General features: G+C 45.8%; 18 protein-coding genes. 8 read left to right on the top strand and 10 right to left on the bottom strand.

The window, feature by feature from the left end:
* Positions 1 to 80: 80 nt before the first annotated feature.
* Positions 81 to 2,930, bottom strand: a complete 2,850-nt coding sequence (gene glnE / locus AB4274_RS15650; RefSeq protein ID WP_017062913.1) for a bifunctional [glutamate--ammonia ligase]-adenylyl-L-tyrosine phosphorylase/[glutamate--ammonia-ligase] adenylyltransferase — start codon at positions 2,928 to 2,930, stop codon at positions 81 to 83.
* Between the two features lie 225 nt (positions 2,931 to 3,155).
* Positions 3,156 to 4,412, bottom strand: a complete 1,257-nt coding sequence (locus tag AB4274_RS15645; RefSeq protein WP_017061421.1) for a methyl-accepting chemotaxis protein — start codon at positions 4,410 to 4,412, stop codon at positions 3,156 to 3,158.
* A 97-nt stretch (positions 4,413 to 4,509) separates the two neighbouring features.
* Here AB4274_RS15645 and AB4274_RS15640 point away from each other — a divergent pair, with 97 nt between their 5' ends.
* Positions 4,510 to 5,259, top strand: a complete 750-nt coding sequence (locus AB4274_RS15640) for a potassium channel family protein (RefSeq protein WP_102321461.1) — start codon at positions 4,510 to 4,512, stop codon at positions 5,257 to 5,259.
* 51 nt (positions 5,260 to 5,310) lie between these two features.
* On the opposite strand, the gene AB4274_RS15635 is transcribed toward AB4274_RS15640, so the two are convergent.
* Entirely contained in the window at positions 5,311 to 6,828 is a 1,518-nt protein-coding gene (locus tag AB4274_RS15635; RefSeq protein ID WP_017069482.1) for an inorganic triphosphatase, read from the bottom strand.
* Positions 6,829 to 7,035: 207 nt separating this feature from the next.
* Here AB4274_RS15635 and AB4274_RS15630 point away from each other — a divergent pair, with 207 nt between their 5' ends.
* From AB4274_RS15630 to AB4274_RS15620, 3 genes are all read left to right on the top strand, one after another.
* Positions 7,036 to 7,716: a TIGR00153 family protein gene (locus AB4274_RS15630; RefSeq protein ID WP_010434644.1), complete on the top strand. Its 681-nt coding sequence runs from the start codon at positions 7,036 to 7,038 to the stop codon at positions 7,714 to 7,716.
* Between the two features lie 128 nt (positions 7,717 to 7,844).
* Complete coding sequence (locus AB4274_RS15625) at positions 7,845 to 9,107, top strand: inorganic phosphate transporter (protein ID WP_017061418.1); 1,263 nt, start codon at positions 7,845 to 7,847, stop codon at positions 9,105 to 9,107.
* A 205-nt stretch (positions 9,108 to 9,312) separates the two neighbouring features.
* Positions 9,313 to 9,924 carry a TIGR04211 family SH3 domain-containing protein gene (locus tag AB4274_RS15620; protein WP_017062917.1) on the top strand — a complete coding sequence of 204 codons (612 nt, stop codon included), beginning with the start codon at positions 9,313 to 9,315 and terminating at the stop codon, positions 9,922 to 9,924.
* A 105-nt stretch (positions 9,925 to 10,029) separates the two neighbouring features.
* On the opposite strand, the gene AB4274_RS15615 is transcribed toward AB4274_RS15620, so the two are convergent.
* Positions 10,030 to 11,022 carry a general secretion pathway protein GspB gene (locus AB4274_RS15615; RefSeq protein ID WP_017061416.1) on the bottom strand — a complete coding sequence of 331 codons (993 nt, stop codon included), beginning with the start codon at positions 11,020 to 11,022 and terminating at the stop codon, positions 10,030 to 10,032.
* Positions 11,022 to 12,692, bottom strand: a complete 1,671-nt coding sequence (locus tag AB4274_RS15610; RefSeq protein WP_198926812.1) for an ExeA family protein — start codon at positions 12,690 to 12,692, stop codon at positions 11,022 to 11,024. The genes AB4274_RS15615 and AB4274_RS15610 overlap by 1 nt, the downstream gene beginning before the upstream one ends.
* A 36-nt stretch (positions 12,693 to 12,728) precedes the next feature.
* Between AB4274_RS15610 and AB4274_RS15605 the strand changes: the two genes are divergently transcribed.
* Positions 12,729 to 14,045 carry a multifunctional CCA addition/repair protein gene (locus tag AB4274_RS15605; RefSeq protein ID WP_372112575.1) on the top strand — a complete coding sequence of 439 codons (1,317 nt, stop codon included), beginning with the start codon at positions 12,729 to 12,731 and terminating at the stop codon, positions 14,043 to 14,045.
* A gap of 92 nt (positions 14,046 to 14,137) precedes the next feature.
* On the opposite strand, the gene AB4274_RS15600 is transcribed toward AB4274_RS15605, so the two are convergent.
* From AB4274_RS15600 to folB, 3 genes are read right to left on the bottom strand one after another with little or no spacing between them, the layout of a single operon-like run.
* Positions 14,138 to 14,941, bottom strand: a complete 804-nt coding sequence (locus tag AB4274_RS15600) for an undecaprenyl-diphosphate phosphatase (protein WP_372112573.1) — start codon at positions 14,939 to 14,941, stop codon at positions 14,138 to 14,140.
* A 15-nt stretch (positions 14,942 to 14,956) separates the two neighbouring features.
* On the bottom strand, positions 14,957 to 15,439 hold the full coding sequence (gene folK / locus AB4274_RS15595) for a 2-amino-4-hydroxy-6-hydroxymethyldihydropteridine diphosphokinase (protein WP_017061413.1): 483 nt from the start codon (positions 15,437 to 15,439) through the stop codon (positions 14,957 to 14,959).
* Positions 15,436 to 15,795, bottom strand: coding sequence for a dihydroneopterin aldolase (gene folB / locus AB4274_RS15590; protein ID WP_017061412.1), 360 nt, complete (start codon positions 15,793 to 15,795; stop codon positions 15,436 to 15,438). The genes folK and folB overlap by 4 nt, the downstream gene beginning before the upstream one ends.
* A gap of 138 nt (positions 15,796 to 15,933) precedes the next feature.
* On the opposite strand from folB, the gene plsY reads away from it, so the two are divergent.
* The gene (gene plsY, locus AB4274_RS15585) at positions 15,934 to 16,530 is read left to right on the top strand and encodes a glycerol-3-phosphate 1-O-acyltransferase PlsY (RefSeq protein WP_009847793.1); all 597 of its coding nucleotides are present in this window, start codon (positions 15,934 to 15,936) and stop codon (positions 16,528 to 16,530) included.
* A gap of 43 nt (positions 16,531 to 16,573) precedes the next feature.
* Here plsY and AB4274_RS15580 read toward each other — a convergent pair whose 3' ends face one another.
* The gene (locus AB4274_RS15580; protein WP_372102381.1) at positions 16,574 to 17,389 is read right to left on the bottom strand and encodes an alpha/beta fold hydrolase; all 816 of its coding nucleotides are present in this window, start codon (positions 17,387 to 17,389) and stop codon (positions 16,574 to 16,576) included.
* Positions 17,390 to 17,495: 106 nt separating this feature from the next.
* Positions 17,496 to 18,512 carry a tRNA (adenosine(37)-N6)-threonylcarbamoyltransferase complex transferase subunit TsaD gene (gene tsaD / locus AB4274_RS15575; RefSeq protein ID WP_017061410.1) on the bottom strand — a complete coding sequence of 339 codons (1,017 nt, stop codon included), beginning with the start codon at positions 18,510 to 18,512 and terminating at the stop codon, positions 17,496 to 17,498.
* 258 nt (positions 18,513 to 18,770) lie between these two features.
* On the opposite strand from tsaD, the gene rpsU reads away from it, so the two are divergent.
* On the top strand, positions 18,771 to 18,986 hold the full coding sequence (gene rpsU, locus AB4274_RS15570) for a 30S ribosomal protein S21 (protein ID WP_004396009.1): 216 nt from the start codon (positions 18,771 to 18,773) through the stop codon (positions 18,984 to 18,986).
* Positions 18,987 to 19,011: 25 nt separating this feature from the next.
* Complete coding sequence (locus tag AB4274_RS15565; RefSeq protein WP_017069475.1) at positions 19,012 to 19,455, top strand: GatB/YqeY domain-containing protein; 444 nt, start codon at positions 19,012 to 19,014, stop codon at positions 19,453 to 19,455.
* The last annotated feature ends 20 nt before the right edge of the window (positions 19,456 to 19,475 follow it).

Here is a 19,475-nt window from a genome sequence, read left to right as displayed (position 1 = left end):
CTGATTACAGTGGCTAAACTACAGATAAATGAGTAAAAGCCTATCAAGATAAACATAGCACTCGCTACGCTATGACTGAATTATGCTTCCATCCACTGCTTCCATGCCTGAACAACATGTTCTCTTTCCATTTCGAACTTTTCAATCGCCACATCCGCATCAAGGTTAAGTAGATTACGGTGGTGGATTTCATCCCTTAATGTGGTGTACGCATTGGTCAATGCCATACCTTGTTGCTCGTCCATTATCCCTTGCGACAACAAGCTTTCAAAGATTCTCACATTGTCACACCAACGAGTAAGCTTAGGTTTCTCGTTGCTGTATCTCAGCACTAAGTATTGCGCCAAGAACTCAATATCAGTAATACCGCCCGCATCTTGTTTAAGCATGAATCGATCGGCTTTTTTACCGCCTAAATGGCCACGCATTTTTTCACGCATATCCACAACTGACTTTTTGAGTGTTGCCTCATCTCGTGGCAAGCACAAAACCTCATGCCTAGTTTTGTTAAACGCAGATACCAATAAGTCATCACCGTAAATCATACGAGCACGAGTGAGGGCCTGGTGCTCCCATGTCCACGCGTCATTGTGCTGATACTCGTCAAAGGCATCGGTTGGACTCACCAATAGACCAGATGCACCAGAAGGGCGTAGGCGAGTATCGACTTCGTACAAAATGCCAGAAGCAGTTCTGGTCGAGAAAATATGAATAATACGCTGCGCTAATCTTAAGTAGAATTGGCGTCCATCGATCTCTTTCTTTCCATCAGTATAGATGTGTACCGGGCAGTCGTGCATGAACACGATATCGAGATCGGAGTTATAACCAAGCTCCCAACCACCGACTTTGCCATAACCAACGACAGCAAAACCGCGACCTTCGCGATCTTTAACATGGGTCGGTTCACCAAACTTGGCGGATACTTGTAACCAAGCTTGATTGACCCCCGCCTCCACAATGGCTTCTGCTAAGTAGGTCAGGTGATCACTGACCTTCATGACAGGTAGAGCACCCGCAATATCCGCGGCTGCAATTCTCAATATACAGGTCTGCTTAAACTGACGCAGACCTTCCATCTGTTGCTCCATATCATCTTCAGGGATACGGGCTAGATAATCACGCAACTCGGTCTTGTAAGACTCTAAAGGCACGGGATTGTAGAGTTGCTGAGGGTCGATAAGTTCATCTAACAGAATTGGATAACGACCCAACTGCTCCGAAATCATCGGGCTTGCCGTACACAGGCGAACTAGCTGAGTCAACGCGGCAGGGTGTTCATCTAGTAGTTCAAGGTAAGTGGTACGCGTAACGATTTTATGCAGCAGATGCAGTACTCGCGACAAACCAAACTCGGCATCCTTAGCGGTGTACAGCGCTTGAAACACTTTCGGCATCAGTCGATTGAGGACTTCCCGCCCACGAGGGCCAAGAGTCTTTTTAGCCAAATCGGCTTTAAACTGAATGATCGTTTTCGCCGCATCAGGCGGGCTCGCGACCGCAATGTCGTGTTCCAACACGTGCTCAATTACATCGGGTTTATGGGCCATATCCCACAACTCGCTAAAGTGGCTCGCGATCGGATTAGCGTCATCTTCATCAACGCCAATTAGGTCTTCGAACACGGTATGTACATTCGCCATATGGGCGCGAGTTGCCACAATCAAGCTATCCCAATCGGAAAATTGCATGGCAACCGCAAGCTGCAGTTGTTCGAATTCACCGTCAGGTAAGGTTTGAGTTTGCTTATCAGCCATGGCTTGTAACAGGTTCTCAAGGCGACGCAAAAACAGATAAGCTTCACGTAGGTGCCCCACCTCTTCAGACTCTAGCAGATGAAGGGATTCAATCGCACTTAAGGTTTCGAGTAACCCTCGACCGCGTAAGCTAGGCTCGCGTCCACCACGAATCAATTGGAAGACTTGTGCGATAAACTCAACTTCACGAATACCACCAGAGCCAAGCTTGATGTTGTTCGAGAGACCACGACGACGCACTTCGCTGCTGATCATAGACTTCATTCGGCGCAGAGATTGAATCGCACTAAAATCAATATAACGGCGGAACACAAACGGGCGTAGCATTTGGCGAAGCTCTTGATACTCAGGGTACATCTCACTGCCCATCACACGCGCTTTGACCATAGCGTAGCGTTCCCAATCGCGACCTTGTTCTTGATAGTAATCTTCTAGCGCAGCGTAACTCATGACCAGTGGACCACTCTCACCGAATGGACGCAGGCGCATGTCTACTCGATAACAGAATCCATCGAAGGTTTGCTGATCAAGCGCCTTAATAATACGTTGCCCGAGACGTGTAAAGAACTGCGCATTGGCAATGCTGCGTCTTGCACCTTGGGTTTCACCATTCTCTGGGTAGGTGAAGATCAGATCGATATCGGAAGAGAAGTTAAGCTCACCGCCCCCTAGCTTGCCCATACCAATGATCAACATCGGCTGTGCTTCGCCTTGTTCATTACAAGGTGTGCCCCACTCTTTACAACAAATATCGTACTGCCATTGGTAGGTTTCGAAGATCATCGCCTCAGCCAACATCGATAGATGATTTAGGCTCTGCTCTAGCTCCCACGAACCCATAAAATCACGCCAAGCAATGTAGGTCATTTCTCGATTTCGGAATTGACGCAGCACGCGCTGACCGCTCATTTCATCGGTGCAACTAGAAAGTAATTCAGCCAAGCGTTCTCGGTATCCTTCAGCGCGTTCTTCGCATGCCAACATATTAGGTAAGTCACCACATAAAACCGTATCACGCTGCAGGCAATCACCAATAAAACAGCTTAAACCGAGTACACGTTTAAGATCTTCAGTCAGTGGCTCAGACCAAGTATTGATGGCTTCACTTTGATGCTCTAATAATTGCTCAAAAGCAGACTGGGAGTGAGTGATGAGTTGAGAAGGCAATGGCATGTTTCTTCCTTGTATAAGCTGCGCGCCGAACAATCGGTTTATCGATTCAGTTCTTCAATAACGAGTTTTCATAACTAAAGATAAGTTATACCAAAGTTACGCCAATAAAAAACGCCCACATTAGCAATGTGGGCGTTTTATCGATTAACTTATCTGGTTGAGCTTACAACCGAGAAACAGTCTCTGGGAATTAGCCTTTGACGGATGAAGATTGGGTGCTGAGGACTAAACCTTAAATTGCTTAATCTTACCGTCGAGTTCTTGCGCGTTACTTTCCATAAGCTGAGAGGTCTCGAGCAGTTCACCAACCACCACAACTGAAGCTTCAACAAGCTCGCGTACATTGGTCAGGTTGACGCTCATCTCTTCAGCAACACTGCTCTGTTGGCCTGCAGCGGTCGCGATCTGGAAGTTCATATCATTGATTTGATTGACTTGGCTTACAATGCCGTCAAGCTCACTTCCCGCGTTAGTCACCAGATCAACACCTTCAGCCGCTTCAACAACACTCTTCTCCATCAGTTCTACCGCAGAGTTAGCGCTGCTTTGTAGATGACTGATCATGTCTTGAATCTCTACCGTCGCTTGCTGAGTGCGCTGTGCAAGGTTACGAACCTCATCAGCAACAACCGCAAAACCACGACCCGCTTCACCGGCACGTGCCGCTTCAATTGCAGCGTTCAATGCTAGTAGGTTTGTCTGTTCTGAAATGCCTTGGATAGTACCAACCACACTGCCAATTGAGTCAACGCGTTCTTCTACTTGGTTTACCGCTGCTGCAGATGCTGCGATATCTGAAGATAGCTCACTCATCTTAGACACTGATCCTTGAACGAACTTCTGACCAGTAAGAGCTTGGCCTGATGCCTGTTCAGTCAATGACGAAGCGCTTTGTGCATGCTCAGCGACAGTTTGCACCGTCGACGTCATCTCACTCATTGCTGTTGCCAGTTGATCGATCTCGTTGAACTCTTCTTGAGCTGACTCTTTGGTTTCAGACATGCTGATGGTCATCACTTCCGTCAGAGCAAACAGCTCATCAGAAGAGGCCACCTGAGTTTTGATCATGTCGTTCAGTTGGACGCGAGTTTTTTCAAGTTCGCGTGCCACATCGCCGTATTCATCTTTACAGTCCATTTGAATCGGCACTGATAAGTTCTTATCTGCCATGGTTTTAATGGCGTCATTAAGGTATTGAGTCTGGCGCAGCATAACGCGCGCCGCTGCTAACAGAAGAACCACAAACACAATGATCATCAAGGCTGTTTGCCAAGCCACTTGAACTAGGTAAGTCTCGTAATGCTGTTGTGCGACTTGCGCATTGTTCGTTACAGCAAGCAATGAATCGTAAAACGTACTTGCGTCCCATAGCTGCTTCGAAATGATCAAGATAGTGCTGAATATCATCAACATGACCATTTTTGGAACGAGACGAACGTCAGAGATTACCCTTTCCCACGGCTTGAATGACAGTTTAGTCATTGTCAGTTCTCCATTAATTCTTATATATTGATGGCTTCTATATCCGCGAGGTGGCTATGTCAGTCAAAGTTCGCGATTTATTTTGAGCCTCGTATGAATGTTGAATAATACCAAAGACGCCACCAAGCCGATGAGCTTATTGTCACTGATTCTCTCTTTCTTAGCGTTATTTGTGATCTCAGGCTTATTGTTCGTACCGATCGATAAAGAATCGAAACAAGTCCTTATCGGCCTCGATTTTATAATCTGTAGTGTTTTTCTTTTTCAGCTCACAATTGATCTATTTAGATCACAAAACAAAAAAGAATTTCTAAAAGTACACTGGATCGATTTCTTAGCAAGTATCCCAATGATCGAGCCTCTTCGTTTCGCCCGTATTTTTCAAATTCTGCGAGTCATCTTAGTTCTGCGTTCAAGTAAACGTATTTTCAGAGAGTTATTTCGTAATAGGAAAGAGACCACTTTCGCTTCCATCATTCTGCTTTTGGTGATCTTACTGACTATCGGTGCTGGCACGATCCTGCTATTGGAACACAAAGATCCGAACGCCAACATCACTACAGGTCATGATGCTTTATGGTGGGCGTTTGTGACCATCAGTACTGTGGGTTATGGCGACCATTACCCAGTGACAACTTCCGGTCAGTTAGTGGCTTCAATGGTGATCATCTGTGGTGTCGGTGTGTTTGGTATGATTTCAGGCTTGATTACTTCTTTGATCACCTCCCCAACTCATCATGAGAATCAACGAGCGGAAAACAAAGAGAAACACCTTGAGAAGATCATCGAGCAGCAACAGAAAATCTTAGAGCGACTCGAAAAACTTGAGCAACAAACAAAAAAATAGGGCCCGAGCCCTATTTTCAAATTCATACTTCTATTGATACAGGTATCGAGTTTAGTCTTGCCAGTATGGCTCAACCTCAACACTGATTTGGCGTGTCTGTTCCATCGCATGCAGAATGGACACTTCTTGACGAGCTAACCAACGCTCTAGCTGAAGCTTCTCATCGCCTTCCAGCTTCTCAGTCAAAGGCTCTAATGTTTTAAGTGCCAGCAAGTCATCAATGCCTTGCACCATATCGGCCCAAGGTAAACGGAAACTGTTTCGCTCAGCGTCATCATACAAACTCGCGAAACCAACACCAGAATATAGGTTTCGCATCAAACGGTATTGCTGCTCAATATACGCTTGGCTGGTCATCACTCGCTCTGGCGGGAAAGCTTCCATCAAGTCTGCCCATGTGCGATCGAGTTGCTGCACGGAAAACCATTCGATACCACGACCCATTTGCTCACGCGCTTTCTCATCTAAGAAAGGCTGCCAGCCACGAGACAAGATCCAACGGCTCAAATCTAACAATAAACCGGTGTAACGAGCAGAGCTCAGCAAGGTAAGCAGATCTTCACGATCTGGCAGTTGCTCTTGCATCTCTTTAAGCTCAGCGACTAAGAACTTACGCGCATCGAGTTTACGTAGTACATGGCCTTTATCTTCCAGCAAGTCTTCGAAGTGATCATAGCTTTTCAGCCAGTCGAGCTCTTGCTCAAGCCACTTCAACTCTTGACGTAAAATCGCACTTGCTCGTCTAGGGACAATGCCGCCATAGATAGTGAAAGTTTGGCGAATAAAACTCAGCGAGTGACTGATCTCATGCAAAGCTTCAATCGATTGACGCTCTGTGAAAATCTGCTCGTGATAATGCCAATGAGCGAGAGCATGCTCTAAAGATTGAATAAAACACGATTCAACGGTATCACTTTTGTCAGTATCAACTAAGGTCAAAGGAGTAACTTCATCTCCTTGATAACCTTGAGCAAGACGGTAACCCTTAGCTGCTTTACTTAGGTTACCCAAACGCATGCCACCTTGTTCGCAGAATTGGCGAGACAATGTAAATAGCGCATCCGTTTGACCGGATTTAAGTTCCAATTCGACTTCGCAAATCGGTTCTTGCAGGTCGCCTGATTCAACAAAGCCTTGATCGAATGCGACCTCGACTTGGCTACCATCAGGCATACCAATCAACCACTGCTCACGCGTGAAGTTGGTAGAGAACAGAGGAGTCAGCTCAGCTTGCAACGTTTCGATGTCTTTACCTGTTGGCCAGATATCCTCTGGGTGCAGGGCTAGCTTAGGTTCGTTGCTGTCGTGTTCTGCATTGTATTCAGGCCTTTGATGCAGGCCAGCAACCACACGACCAGCAGTCTTTACGGTTTGTACAAATACGTCATCAAAGCGTCGAATGCGTAAGCCTGTATCGTGCTTACGTAGCCAGTTGTCAGCGGTGTCAAAGTAGATGTTACCTAGCTCACGACAACTGTGCTGAAGTACTTTAGTTTCAGCAATTTTATTGCGTAAAGTCTCTGAAAATTCAGGAGAAACAAAAAACTTCAGTTCTATCTCGGTTTCCATAGTTATACCTTTCTGTGAAGATAGGGACAGGATATTGCCAATTTGAAAAGTCGGCAAGTCAGAAATATCGCCCTTATGATGATCTAAAACAGTTTTAATGAGAGATTGATTAGGTTAACATGCGCGACTTTGTAGCCATCGCTTAACATTTCACCATGAATATGGTGTATGTTGTTTTAAGGTTATTATTTATTAGGTTGGATGACCATGCCAGTAAATACAATTATGGGGTTATTTGCAAAGTCCCCAATTAAACCTTTGCAGCGTCACGTAGTATGCGTGAACGAATGTTGTTCTCACCTAGTTAATTTCTTTGAAGTTTCTTCAAAAGGTGACTGGGAAAAAGCATCAGAAATTCGAGCTCAAATTTCTCACCTTGAGAAAGAAGCTGACGTACTAAAACGTGAAATTCGCCTTAAACTTCCTCGTGGTTTGTTTATGCCAGTTGATCGCACCGATATGTTGGAGCTATTAACTCAACAAGACAAACTCGCAAACCTAGCGAAAGACATTGCTGGCCGTGTATATGGTCGTCAACTTGTCATTCCTGCTCCTATGCAAGAAAACTTCATCGCTTACGTTAAACGTTGTCTAGATGCAGCGAACCAAGCACAAAACGTAATCAATGAATTAGACGAATTACTTGAGACTGGCTTTAAAGGCCGTGAAGTAACACTCGTTGCCGAAATGATTCATCAATTAGATGTAATTGAAGATGACACGGATGCGATGCAGATCGAACTACGCCAACAACTAATGGCAATTGAAGGCGATCTGAATCCAGTTGATATCATGTTCTTATACAAAATTCTTGAATGGGTTGGTGGTATTGCAGATCAAGCACAGCGTGTAGGCGCTCGTCTTGAAGTAATGCTTTCTCGATCTTAAATCATACGTTAACCATATAACGAAGAGCATTTTTTGAACAAACCACTTATGCGCTGAGTATTCCTCTCGCTGAGCGGTTTTTTGCGTCTAAATTTGTTCCGCTTGTTATCAAACAACTAGGTATTACGATGGATATCCTTGCTAACTACGGCACTGTCCTGATTATTGTTGCAGCAGCTTTCGGTTTCTTGATGGCTATTGGTATTGGTGCAAATGACGTTGCGAACGCAATGGGCACCTCAGTAGGCTCTAAAGCTTTAACCGTTAAACAAGCGATCATTATCGCAATGATCTTTGAATTCGCAGGTGCTTACCTTGCGGGCGGCGAAGTAACAGACACGATTCGTAAAGGTGTTATCGAAACGTCTCTATTCGCTCATCAACCAGATGTACTTGTGTACGGCATGATGTCAGCACTTCTTGCTGCTGGTACATGGCTACTTCTCGCTTCTTACATGGGCTGGCCGGTTTCTACGACTCACTCAATCATCGGTGCAATCATCGGTTTTGCGTGTATTTCTGTAGGTACTGAAGCTGTAGACTGGAACAGTGTTCAAGGTATTGTGGGTAGTTGGATTATCACACCCGTTATTTCCGGCTTCTTCGCTTACGTGATATTTGTAAGTGCTCAACGACTGATTTTTGATACAGAGAACCCGCTATTTAACGCGAAACGCTTTGTACCGGTATACATGTTCATTACAACAATGGTAATTGCACTTGTAACCATCAAGAAAGGCCTTAAGCACGTTGGTCTTCACCTAAGCAACACTGAAGCATGGGTTTGGGCTGCTGGCGTTTCTGCGCTTGTAATGATCGGCGGTTACCTATACATCCAGAAGAAATTCGCTAACCGCGAAGAAGACCACGGCTTTGCAGGTGTTGAAGGCATCTTCTCTGTACTCATGGTTATCACAGCTTGTGCGATGGCATTTGCACACGGTTCAAACGACGTTGCGAACGCGATTGGTCCACTGTCTGCTGTTGTATCAACCGTTGAGCACATGGGTGAAATCACAGGTAAGAGTACTATCGCATGGTGGATTCTTCCTCTAGGTGGATTCGGTATCGTTGTTGGTCTTGCAACAATGGGTCATAAAGTAATGGCAACCGTTGGTACTGGTATTACAGAACTAACACCAAGCCGTGGCTTTGCTGCACAACTTGCAACTGCATGTACGGTTGTACTAGCTTCAGGTACTGGCCTTCCAATCTCTACTACACAAACACTCGTTGGTGCTGTTTTAGGTGTTGGTTTTGCTCGTGGTATCGCAGCACTAAACTTAGGCGTTGTACGTAATATCGTGGCTTCTTGGATTGTGACACTACCTGCAGGTGCTCTACTTGCTGTTGTGTTCTTCTACGGAATTCAAGCTGCGTTTACTATGTAATCGCGACTGCGTTAGTGAATACTAGCGTCAGAACAGTGTGAGCTTCAGTAACGATATGTAAATGCCATGTCATTATTGACTCAAACGCACAGAAAGGGAGGCTTTGCCTCCCTTCTTTGTTGCACCGCATAAAGAAACTAAATATTATTTGCTGATTGAGGCTGACTCATACGCCTACCCAATTTGAATCGTTAAGGGATTTACTGTGAAAAAACTGATTAGCTTAGTTTTGTTCGCAATGCTTGCGGCTCCAGCTGCCTTTGCACAAGACCGTTATATTGCTGACAAACTATTTACTTATATGCATTCTGGCCCAAACAACACATTCCGTATCATCGGTAGTGTTGATGCTGGTGAAAAGATTACATTCCTACAAACTAACAAGAGTACGGGTTACACCCAAATTCAAGACAACCGTGGCCGTAAAGGTTGGGTTGAAAGCAAGTTTGTAAGCACTCAAGAAAGCATGGCACTGCGTATGCCTAAGCTAGAGAAAGAGCTGACGGAAGTTAAAGGCAAGCTAGCGAATGCTCGTCAGAGTGCTGACAGCGAAAAAGCTGGCCTAGCAAGCTCTCTAGATTCTCGTAACAAGCAGATTGCTGAACTAGAACAGAACTACAGTGAAATTAGCCAACAGCTAACGAGTTCTCAAACAGAGAACCGTGAACTGCGCGCTAAGCTAGACACTCAAAAAGACGACCTACTATTGAAGTACTTCATGTACGGTGGTGGTGTTGCGGGTATTGGTCTACTTCTAGGCCTTGTTCTGCCACACATCATGCCTCGTCGCAGAAAATCACCAAACGGTTGGGCGTAGACGTAACGCTTGTATTAGGTACAGTAAATTCAGTATCGAAGATCAAAAAGGAGCACCGAGGTGCTCCTTTTTATTTGTCTGTTATCTAGATACCTTTAGAGCTCGCTAGCCTTTCCACTCGTACAGAGCTGGGATTTCTATCTTCTGCTGATTGAACTCTATGATCACCGATTGTGGCTTAATCTCCAGCAATTGAATGTCTTGTCCAATCCAATCTCCTTGCGCCACTTCTTGACCGTTCACTTTTACCCAACGCTTGGTTTCGCTGCTCGAGTACATATGGGTTTGTAGGTCTAACTTAGGAAGGACGCCTGATAAGCTATTGGTGTGCGTTTCCAACTCAATGACCTGAGAACCCCTTTGCCCTGAGGGTCTAGAATCCATCGGCTCAGGAGCGCTTTGTTGCTCCCCCATAATGGATTCAAGCTTCAATGCCAAATCAGGTGGCAACTCACTGAGGTCTAGCCCTTGCAGCAGATCACTGTCCGATTGTAAGTCACTATTTGATTGCTGATCAGTGCTTGATTGCAGAGCAGTCGTTTCATCACTCGCGCCTGGCTGAACGGATGACGATTCAGAACTGGCTGTCATTTGAGTGTTGTTATCAGCATTAGCGAAGATCACTGCTGAGCCACCAGCGGTGTTTGCACGATTAGCGCCAGAATCAATCTGTGCATACATCTCTTGGCGTGGCAATGCTTTCAACGGTTGGCTCGCCGGTGCAGGGCGAACGGTGAACAAGGCATCTTCTTCCTCAGACACGGCATCCATGCTTGCTATATCAGCATCCGCAATTTCAGGCTCAATGTCTGATTCAGTTTTAAATTCTGGCAGAGCGACATTGGCAGCTTGGTTCACGGCTTCTTGTTGTTGGATATACGATTGATAAGCCAAGACGCCACCCACCAACAAAGAAGGAACCAAGATTAAGAGTAGCCCCATCGCTAACGATGAACCTCGCTTGTTGCTCATCCCTTTTGCAGAATTAGGAACATGATGATTCTGGTAGCCTTTGAAGCTTGGTTTGCTAAGAGAGTGCTGATTAATAGAAGATGGCTTGTGAGACGGCTGTTTAAGTTCGTGCATAATACGTGACATTAGCTTTCGCCCCCTTCTAGTGACATCAGCTTAGGCGAATCGAGTTGAGCTAATCTCTGCAATCTTGCTAAGGTGCGCTTACCTGCAATGCCATCAACAGACATACCTTGCCACGTTTGAAATGCTTCGATTTTCATTTTTAACTCATAATCAAATACATCATTACCGGAAACAACCTCTCCTAATACTTCAGAAAGCAGTAGATCAAGCAAAGCAACCGCTTCACCTTGATAGCCCTCTTTAAGGGTCTCTCGCAGCGGCTGCTTCCAAATAGCGACGTAATCGCCTTGCCAGATTTGCTCTAAGGATTGCTTCGGCATCACCAAGAGCTTTTCGTTAACGAGGAGCTCGACAGACTCCTCAGACGCACCATAAAGCACAGCAAACACTGGTTCTTGATCGATATCCAGATTAAGGACCACGGGTACGCCAAGCTCTAACAATGTATCCAAATTTGACTGTTGTTGCTCGCACACAAAGACACTTTGCGGCTCACTTAAGCACAAGCCATCACGCAGTGAAGACTGATACCCCCAGAGCGTATACAAGTCCTTGATAGCGAGAGAACGATTGGTTCCCTGCATCAAGTGCTGTTGAATATCTTGTGGCAAAGCAAACTTGGAAGGTTTTGGCTCAGCAACCAACTGAGGTTCATTCGCCACCAAAGAGCGCTGAGCCTGTGCAGACACTTCCGTCTTTGCTCCATTTGATGCATCCGTAGGCAACCAAGCATTGATATAGCTTGGAGCGAAGTTAAAGGTCGCTATTGCAAGACCAACGCTTAACGTCGCAATCCCTGCGTATTGGAATAACTTAGGCGCGACACGAGAAGTTAGAGCTTTCTCGACGTGATACACATCGGCCTGAAAGGACATAACCTGCTGACACGCTCGGTTAACCGTTTCATTGCTCGGTAGCTGCTCACCGTCATGAAAAGCCAACTGCAGTGCTTTATCACACACCAAGTTAATGAGCCTTGGAATACCATGCGTATATTGAGCAATCAGCTTGATAGAACGGTTCGAAAACAACATCTGCTCGCCACCCGCCGTCTCCAAACGAAACGCGATGTACTTGCCCGTTTCTTCGGTATTAAGAGGCAGTAAGTGATAACGACCAGTAATGCGCTGTGCTAGCTGACGTAGCTGCGTGGTTTGTAAGTGCTGTTGTAATTCCGGCTGGCCGACCAACAGTACTTTTAACAGCTTACGATTGTCGGTTTCCAAGTTTGTTAGAAGGCGTAACTGCTCCAACACATCGGCAGCGAGGTGTTGGGCTTCATCGATCACCAATAGGGTTTGAATGCCTTCGGCATGGCTATCAAGTAGAAAATAATGAATAGCCTGACTGAGCTGTTTCAACGATGCTTGTTCTGGGTACTCGACCTCAAACTCATCGCAGATAGCTTCTAGTAAATCCGTATTTGAAAACGTAGGGTTAAGTATAAGGCCAGCCTGAGTATGACTATCCAATGAAGACAACATCGCCTTAGCGACCGTTGTTTTCCCTGTACCAACCTCACCAGTAAGCATCGCAAAGCCCCCACCCTCGCCTAAACCGGCTTGTAGGTTCTGCATCGCTTCTTGATGGCGCTGACTCAAAAACAAGTAGCGAGAATTTGGTACAATCGAAAATGGCATCTCAACGAAGCCAAAATATTCCTTATACATGTGCTGCCCTATAATTACGATTAATGGAAAGTACCATTGCTTGCAGTAAAGTCCAGCAGTGATAAAACATTTCGAGGTGATAAGTTGCAAATTTACGATAGCCTACCAAAAGACAACGGGCTACAACGCTATCTAGTCGGTGGAGCAGTGCGCGATAAGCTGCTCAATATTGATAGTTATGATAGAGATTGGGTCGTGGTAGGGAGTACCCCTCAAGAGATGGAAAACCTTGGCTTTACTGCTGTGGGAAAAGATTTCCCGGTATTCTTGCACCCAAGAACCAAAGAAGAGCACGCACTGGCTCGCACTGAGAGAAAATCAGGCTCTGGTTACACAGGCTTCGAATGTTACTTCGCGCCAGACGTGAGTTTGGAAGAAGACCTGATGCGTCGAGATCTGACCATCAACGCTATAGCTCAAGATGATAAAGGCCAACTTCACGATCCTTATCATGGCCAGAAAGATCTCTCGGATCGTATCTTAAGACACGTTTCAGACGCTTTTGTTGAAGACCCTCTTCGTGTACTGCGTGTGGCTCGCTTCGCCGCCAAGCTTCACCATCTTAACTTCACGGTTGCACCTGAAACCATGGATATGATGAGTGAGATCGTCCAATCCGGTGAGCTGGCACACCTTACTGCAGAGCGAGTTTGGCAAGAGTGGCATAAGTCTCTTAGTACACCGCACCCTGAAGTGTTCCTCTCTGTATTGAAAGAGTGTGGTGCATTGGCAGTCGTATTACCTGAGATTGACGCTCTATTTGGCGTCCCTCAACCTGAAAAATGGCACCCTGAAATCGACACGGGTATTCACACTCTGATGGTTGCTCAGCAAGCCGCACTATTAAGCCCATCGCTACCGGTACGCTTTGCAGCTCAAGTGCATGACTTAGGTAAAGGCGTCACACCACAAGCTGAATGGCCAAGCCATAAAATGCACTGCCACACAGGTGTTAAGATAATCAAGAAACTGTGTGAGCGAGTGAGAGTGCCCAATGAGTTCAGAGACCTTGCGTTGTTAGTGTGCGAGCAACATTCTAATATCCACCGCGCAGGCGAGCTCAAACCAACCACCTTTCTCAAGGTTCTCAACAAGTTCGATGTTTGGCGTAAGCCAGATAGGCTCGACGATATACTACTTTGCTGCCAGGCCGACCACGCAGGCCGAAAAGGATTAGAAGATCAGCCTTATCCTCAAAAAGCGCGCTTTGAAGTCGCCTACCAAGCGGCGCTTCAAGTCGAAGTTAAGGCGATTATTGCCGATGGCTTTAAAGGTAAAGATATTCGAGAAGAACAAGAGAAACGCAGAGCCATCGCAATTGAAAACGCTCTATCAGAACTTGCTAGCAGTTAATCGTCACCGCACTAACTAAAACGTATTAAAAAGCCCGCAGTTAAGCGGGCCTTTTGTTTCAATTCTTACAGCGAGACCGTTGCCTGTGTCTGTTACTGCATAATTAAGAAAGCAAACAGACCACAACCTAGAATCAGGCGGTAGATAACGAACGGTGTCATGCCCATACGAGAGATAAGCTTCAAGAAGAAGTGAATACAGATGTAAGCACTGATGAAAGACACCGCAACACCCGTTAGCAAAGTGCCAACATGGATTGGGTCACCGCTTGTCACCAACTTAAGACCTAAATAACCACCAGCCAGAGTGATGATTGGGATAGACATCAAGAAAGAGAATCGAGCCGCTGCTTCACGTGTGAAACCAAGGTAAAGCGCCGCGGTAATGGTTGCGCCAGAACGAGACGTGCCCGGAATGATCGCCATTGCTTGAGCAAGACCAATAAACAGCGCCTTTTTCCAACCCGCTTGGTATTCGTCATCGCGCAGGCTTGAGTTCTTGTCCACCCACCATAGCAATAGACCAAAGATAACCGTTGTCGTCGCGATCACCCACGCACTGCGTAAGTAAAGCTCAACAATATCTTTCATCAACAAGCCAAAGATACACGCAGGAATCGTCGCGAGAATGATCATCCACGCTAACTTCGCTTCTTTACTGCGATCGCCTTTAAACACTGAACCAAAGAATGCGCTCAACAGAGAGACCACTTCTTTACGGAAATAGATAACAACAGCTGCCAAAGTACCAACGTGGACAGCGACATCAAAGGCCAAACCTTGATCTTCCCAGCCTAAAACAGCAGAAGGAAGGATTAGGTGTGCAGAACTGGAAATAGGTAAAAACTCTGTAAAGCCTTGCACCAACGCCAATATAAACGCTTCAAAATAACTCATTACTTACCTTAAAAATTATAGTTTTATATCTACGACAGAGAGCGAGTCTAATTGCTGCATCTTCTGCCATATTTCACTGACGGTTCTTCCGTCTTGCGGGATCACTCGCGCAGGACAAAGATCATAAAGCGGTTGTGTTACAAAAGGATATTTGTAGATATCACTGCGTGGTAATTCTGGCTCACGCTCAGAAACCTCCTCTCCAAACAGCACAATATCAAGATCGAGTTTTCGATCTTGTAGTTTGTGCGCATCTTGAGAGCGACCCCATTTAAACTCAATTTTACGCAGCTGCTGTGAAAATTCAGTCAATGAGAGTGACGTGTCGAGCTCTATCACAAAGTTATAAAACGGATGGCTATTAAAACCGACGGGCTCACAGTGATAGATTTTAGAGCATTTAAGGTTAGTCCCTAACGATTGAAGCTCTGTCCATGCCACCCTTGCATGCTTGTCGCGGTCTATGTTCGTGCCAACACCAACATAGGCTACTGTCATGCTTGACCTCGTTCGATGATCACACCAACGGCTTTTGCTTGTGGCACTGCGCCAGGTTTAGCCAATCGGATTTTAATCCACGGCACAGAGAACTGAGTCATAATAAGCTCTGCGACTTCTTCAGCAACACGTTCTACGAGTAGAAAACGGCCATTTGCAATGTGCTCAAGTACTGCAGTGCTCACTTTCGAATAATCCAAAGCATCAACCACATCATCACTCTTGCCTGCTGGGCGGTTGTCATGAGCCATTTCAATATCAAGCACCAGTTTCTGTTTGATCTCTTGCTCCCAATCGTAAACACCGATCGTTGTAATTACTTCTAGCTGCTCAATGAAAACTTTATCCAGTGCCATGACTTGTCCTTTTAGAGGTCGGATACCCAAATTGGGGAAAAAAACGTATTATTTGCGTAATTCGAGATATGATATCAATTACTCTTGGATTGAGCATTATTTTCCCATCGTTAGGCGTATAACCGTTAAAGGACAGACATGACCCCATTGGCACTTATCATGATCATTGCTGCCTACTTACTAGGTTCAATCTCTAGTGCGGTCTTGATATGCCGAGTTTTGAGGCTCCCAGATCCTCGAACAGTAGGTTCTAACAACCCAGGAGCAACCAATGTCCTGCGTGTTGGCGGTAAAGGCGCAGCAGCTGCCGTCCTTTTGTGTGACATGCTGAAAGGCACTATCCCTGTCTGGCTTGGCTACTACCTCAAGATCGACCCAATCATTCTTGGGGTTGTGGCAATTGCGGCGTGTCTTGGCCATATGTATCCGATCTTCTTCCACTTCAAAGGTGGTAAAGGCGTGGCAACCGCACTTGGCGCTATCGCCCCAATAGGATTCGATCTAACCGGAATGATCATGGCGACTTGGTTAGTGGTCGCGTTTTTGTTTCGTTACTCTTCTTTAGCGGCACTGGTTACTGTGCTACTTGCCCCTTTCTACGCTTGGTTAGTCAAACCTCAATACACACTGCCAGTAGCCATGCTGTGCTGTTTGATCGTGTTACGTCACCACCAGAATATCCGCCGCCTACTCGATGGCAGCGAACCAAAACTCGGACAAAAAAAATCGGCTTAAACTGTCACGTCTAAGCCGAACCATAATATTCAGTATTTAAAGCTTATAGCAGATGTTTATCTAAAAACGTCTTCAGCATTGTGTTCACAAACTCTGGTTGCTCTAACGAGCTAATATGACCTGCGCCAGGAATCACCACTAATTCACTGCCCGTAATGCAATCGTGCATTAGGTATGACTCAAGTACCGGACGTGGTTTATCTTCTTGTCCTACAGCAATCAAAACAGGCAGAGCAAAGTTCTCTACCGATTCAATCATATCGCGACGTCCAAACACCATTCGACCAATTCGTGCCACTTCTTCAGCGTTGTCGCCCTCAAGAGCTGATAACTGCTGAGTAAAACCTTCAACTAAAGCTGGCGTGTTGGTTTGCGTATCATTAGCGAAGAACAGTGGAACAACCGCTTCAACAATTGGCTGAGGAACCGTCTTGGTTTGAGTGATGGTATCTAATATGCTGAAGTACTTTGCGTGAGCAACTTCTGGTTCTAAACCCACAAAAGTATCCATTAGAACCAAAGACTTAATACGTGCAGGTGCAAGTTCCGCTAACTCAGTCCCCCACATACCGCCAACCGATAAGCCAACCACTGAGAATTCTTCGATCTCTAAATGATCAAGCAGAGCCAAAACGTGCTGAGCGTAATCTTTCAAGTTACGCATCGAAGTGGGTGCTGCTTGAGATTCACCATGAGACCAAAGCTCTGGAACAATACAGCGATACTGAGTTTTTAACGCTTCGATCTGCGGCTTCCACATTGCACTATCCCAAAGGTAGCTGTGGCCGAGTACAACAACAGGGCCTTGACCTTCATCTAGGTACGCCATCGATTGATTGTCTACTGTGAACTTGTTCATTTTCTTCCCTAATCTCTATCAGCAATTATTTATCGACATACAGTCGGTAAGCTAGGATATAAAAACGGCCGCACAAGGCGACCGTTTATCGAAACACTATAGTCAATTACGCAATTGGCTCTAGCTGGTCAATAGGCCAACGCGGTGTGGCATGAACAGACAAATCAGCCGTTTCGCCATTCTTTAGGCGCTGCATGCCCGCATAAGCGATCATCGCACCGTTATCTGTACAGAACTCAGTGCGTGGGTAGTACACCTCACCACCGACTTTCTTAGCAAGCGCCTCAAGCTCAACGCGCAGTTGTTTGTTGGCACTTACACCGCCAGCGATAACTATACGTTTCATGCCCGTTTCAACCAAGGCACGCTTACACTTGATTACTAAGGTTGCACAAACGGCTTCTTGAAACGCGTAAGCAATATCAGCACGAGTTTGGTCATCATTATCGTTATCACGAATGGTATTCGCTGCGAACGTCTTCAGACCAGAAAAGCTCATATCTAAACCCGGACGATCGGTCATTGGACGCGGGAACTTAAAACGACCCGGAGTGCCTTTTTCTGCCAAGCGAGATAGCAATGGACCACCAGGGTAATCTAAGCCCATCAGTTTCGCGGTTTTATCAAACGCTTCACCCGCTGCATCATCAATCGATTCACCAAGGATTCGGTATTCACCAATACCTTTCACTTCTACCATCATGGTATGGCCGCCAGAAACCAACAGAGCCACAAATGGGAATGGTGGTGGGTTATCTTCTAGCATTGGCGCAAGAAGGTGACCTTCCATATGGTGAACAGGCACTGCAGGCACTCCCCACGCATAAGCAATACTGCGACCAATCGTTGCACCAACCAGCAGTGCACCCACTAAACCAGGGCCAGCCGTGTAAGCCACACCATCAATGTCTTTCGACGTTAGGTTCGCTTCTGCTAATGCCGCTTTAATAAGAGGAATTGTTTTTTTCACGTGGTCACGTGAAGCTAGCTCAGGTACCACACCACCGTAATCGGCGTGCAGCTTTACTTGGCTATATAATTGATGAGAAAGCAGCCCTTGCTCATCATCATAAATCGCGATTCCTGTTTCATCACAAGAGGTTTCAATACCAATAATGCGCATAATTTTCTCGGCACGCTTTCGTCTAAAATGGGAAATTAGCGCAATATTACCCTGCCTAAGCTCTTCAAACAAATATTGTACAGACTATAATCGACAAAGTGCTTTACAAAGCCACTGTGATCGGATTAAAATTCCGCACCATTTTTGATCAAGCTGGTTAATGGCCAAACGCGAATAGAGAGTTAGCTCGATGGGTAACTTCTCTGATTTGGTACTGAGTAGCCAGCGATAATGAATAACCCCTGAGGTGAAAGGCATATGCCAATAGTTAAAGTACGTGAAAACGAACCGTTCGACGTTGCACTACGTCGTTTCAAGCGCTCTTGTGAAAAAGCAGGTATCCTTTCTGAAGTTCGCCGTCGCGAGCATTACGAAAAGCCAACTACAGTTCGCAAACGCGCTAAAGCAGCAGCTCAAAAGCGTCACGCTAAGAAGCTAGCTCGCGAAAACGCACGTCGCGTTCGCCTGTACTAATAACTTAATCCATAAGGACTGAGTTATGGCTCTTATTGAACAACTCAAAGAAGAGCAAAAATTAGCGATGAAAGCCAAGGACAAACCGCGCCTTGGCACTATCCGCTTAGCTCTTTCAGCAATTAAGCAACGTGAAGTTGACGAACGGATCACTCTGAACGACGACGACATTCTTGCTGTATTAGTTAAAATGGTTAAGCAACGTCGCGATTCTGTTGCTCAATATGAATCAGCAAATCGTCAAGATCTTGCTGACGTGGAAAAAGCAGAAATTACGGTACTTGAAGGCTTTATGCCTCAACCGCTAACTGATGAAGAAGTTATTGCACTACTTGATAGCGCAATCGCCGAAGCTCAACCAGCGGGCATGCAAGACATGGGTAAAGTAATGGCTATCTTGAAACCACAAATTCAAGGGCGTGCAGATATGGGGAAAGTTAGTGGTTTAGTTCGTTCTAAACTCGCTTAATCCCAAATCAAATTGCAACA

Origin of the sequence: Vibrio sp. 10N.261.55.A10 (assembly GCF_041470825.1) — a bacterium.
GTDB lineage: Bacteria > Pseudomonadota > Gammaproteobacteria > Enterobacterales > Vibrionaceae > Vibrio > Vibrio crassostreae_C.
The sequence above is the reverse complement of the archived record's forward strand: the minus strand, read 5'-3'. Positions and strand labels throughout refer to the sequence as shown.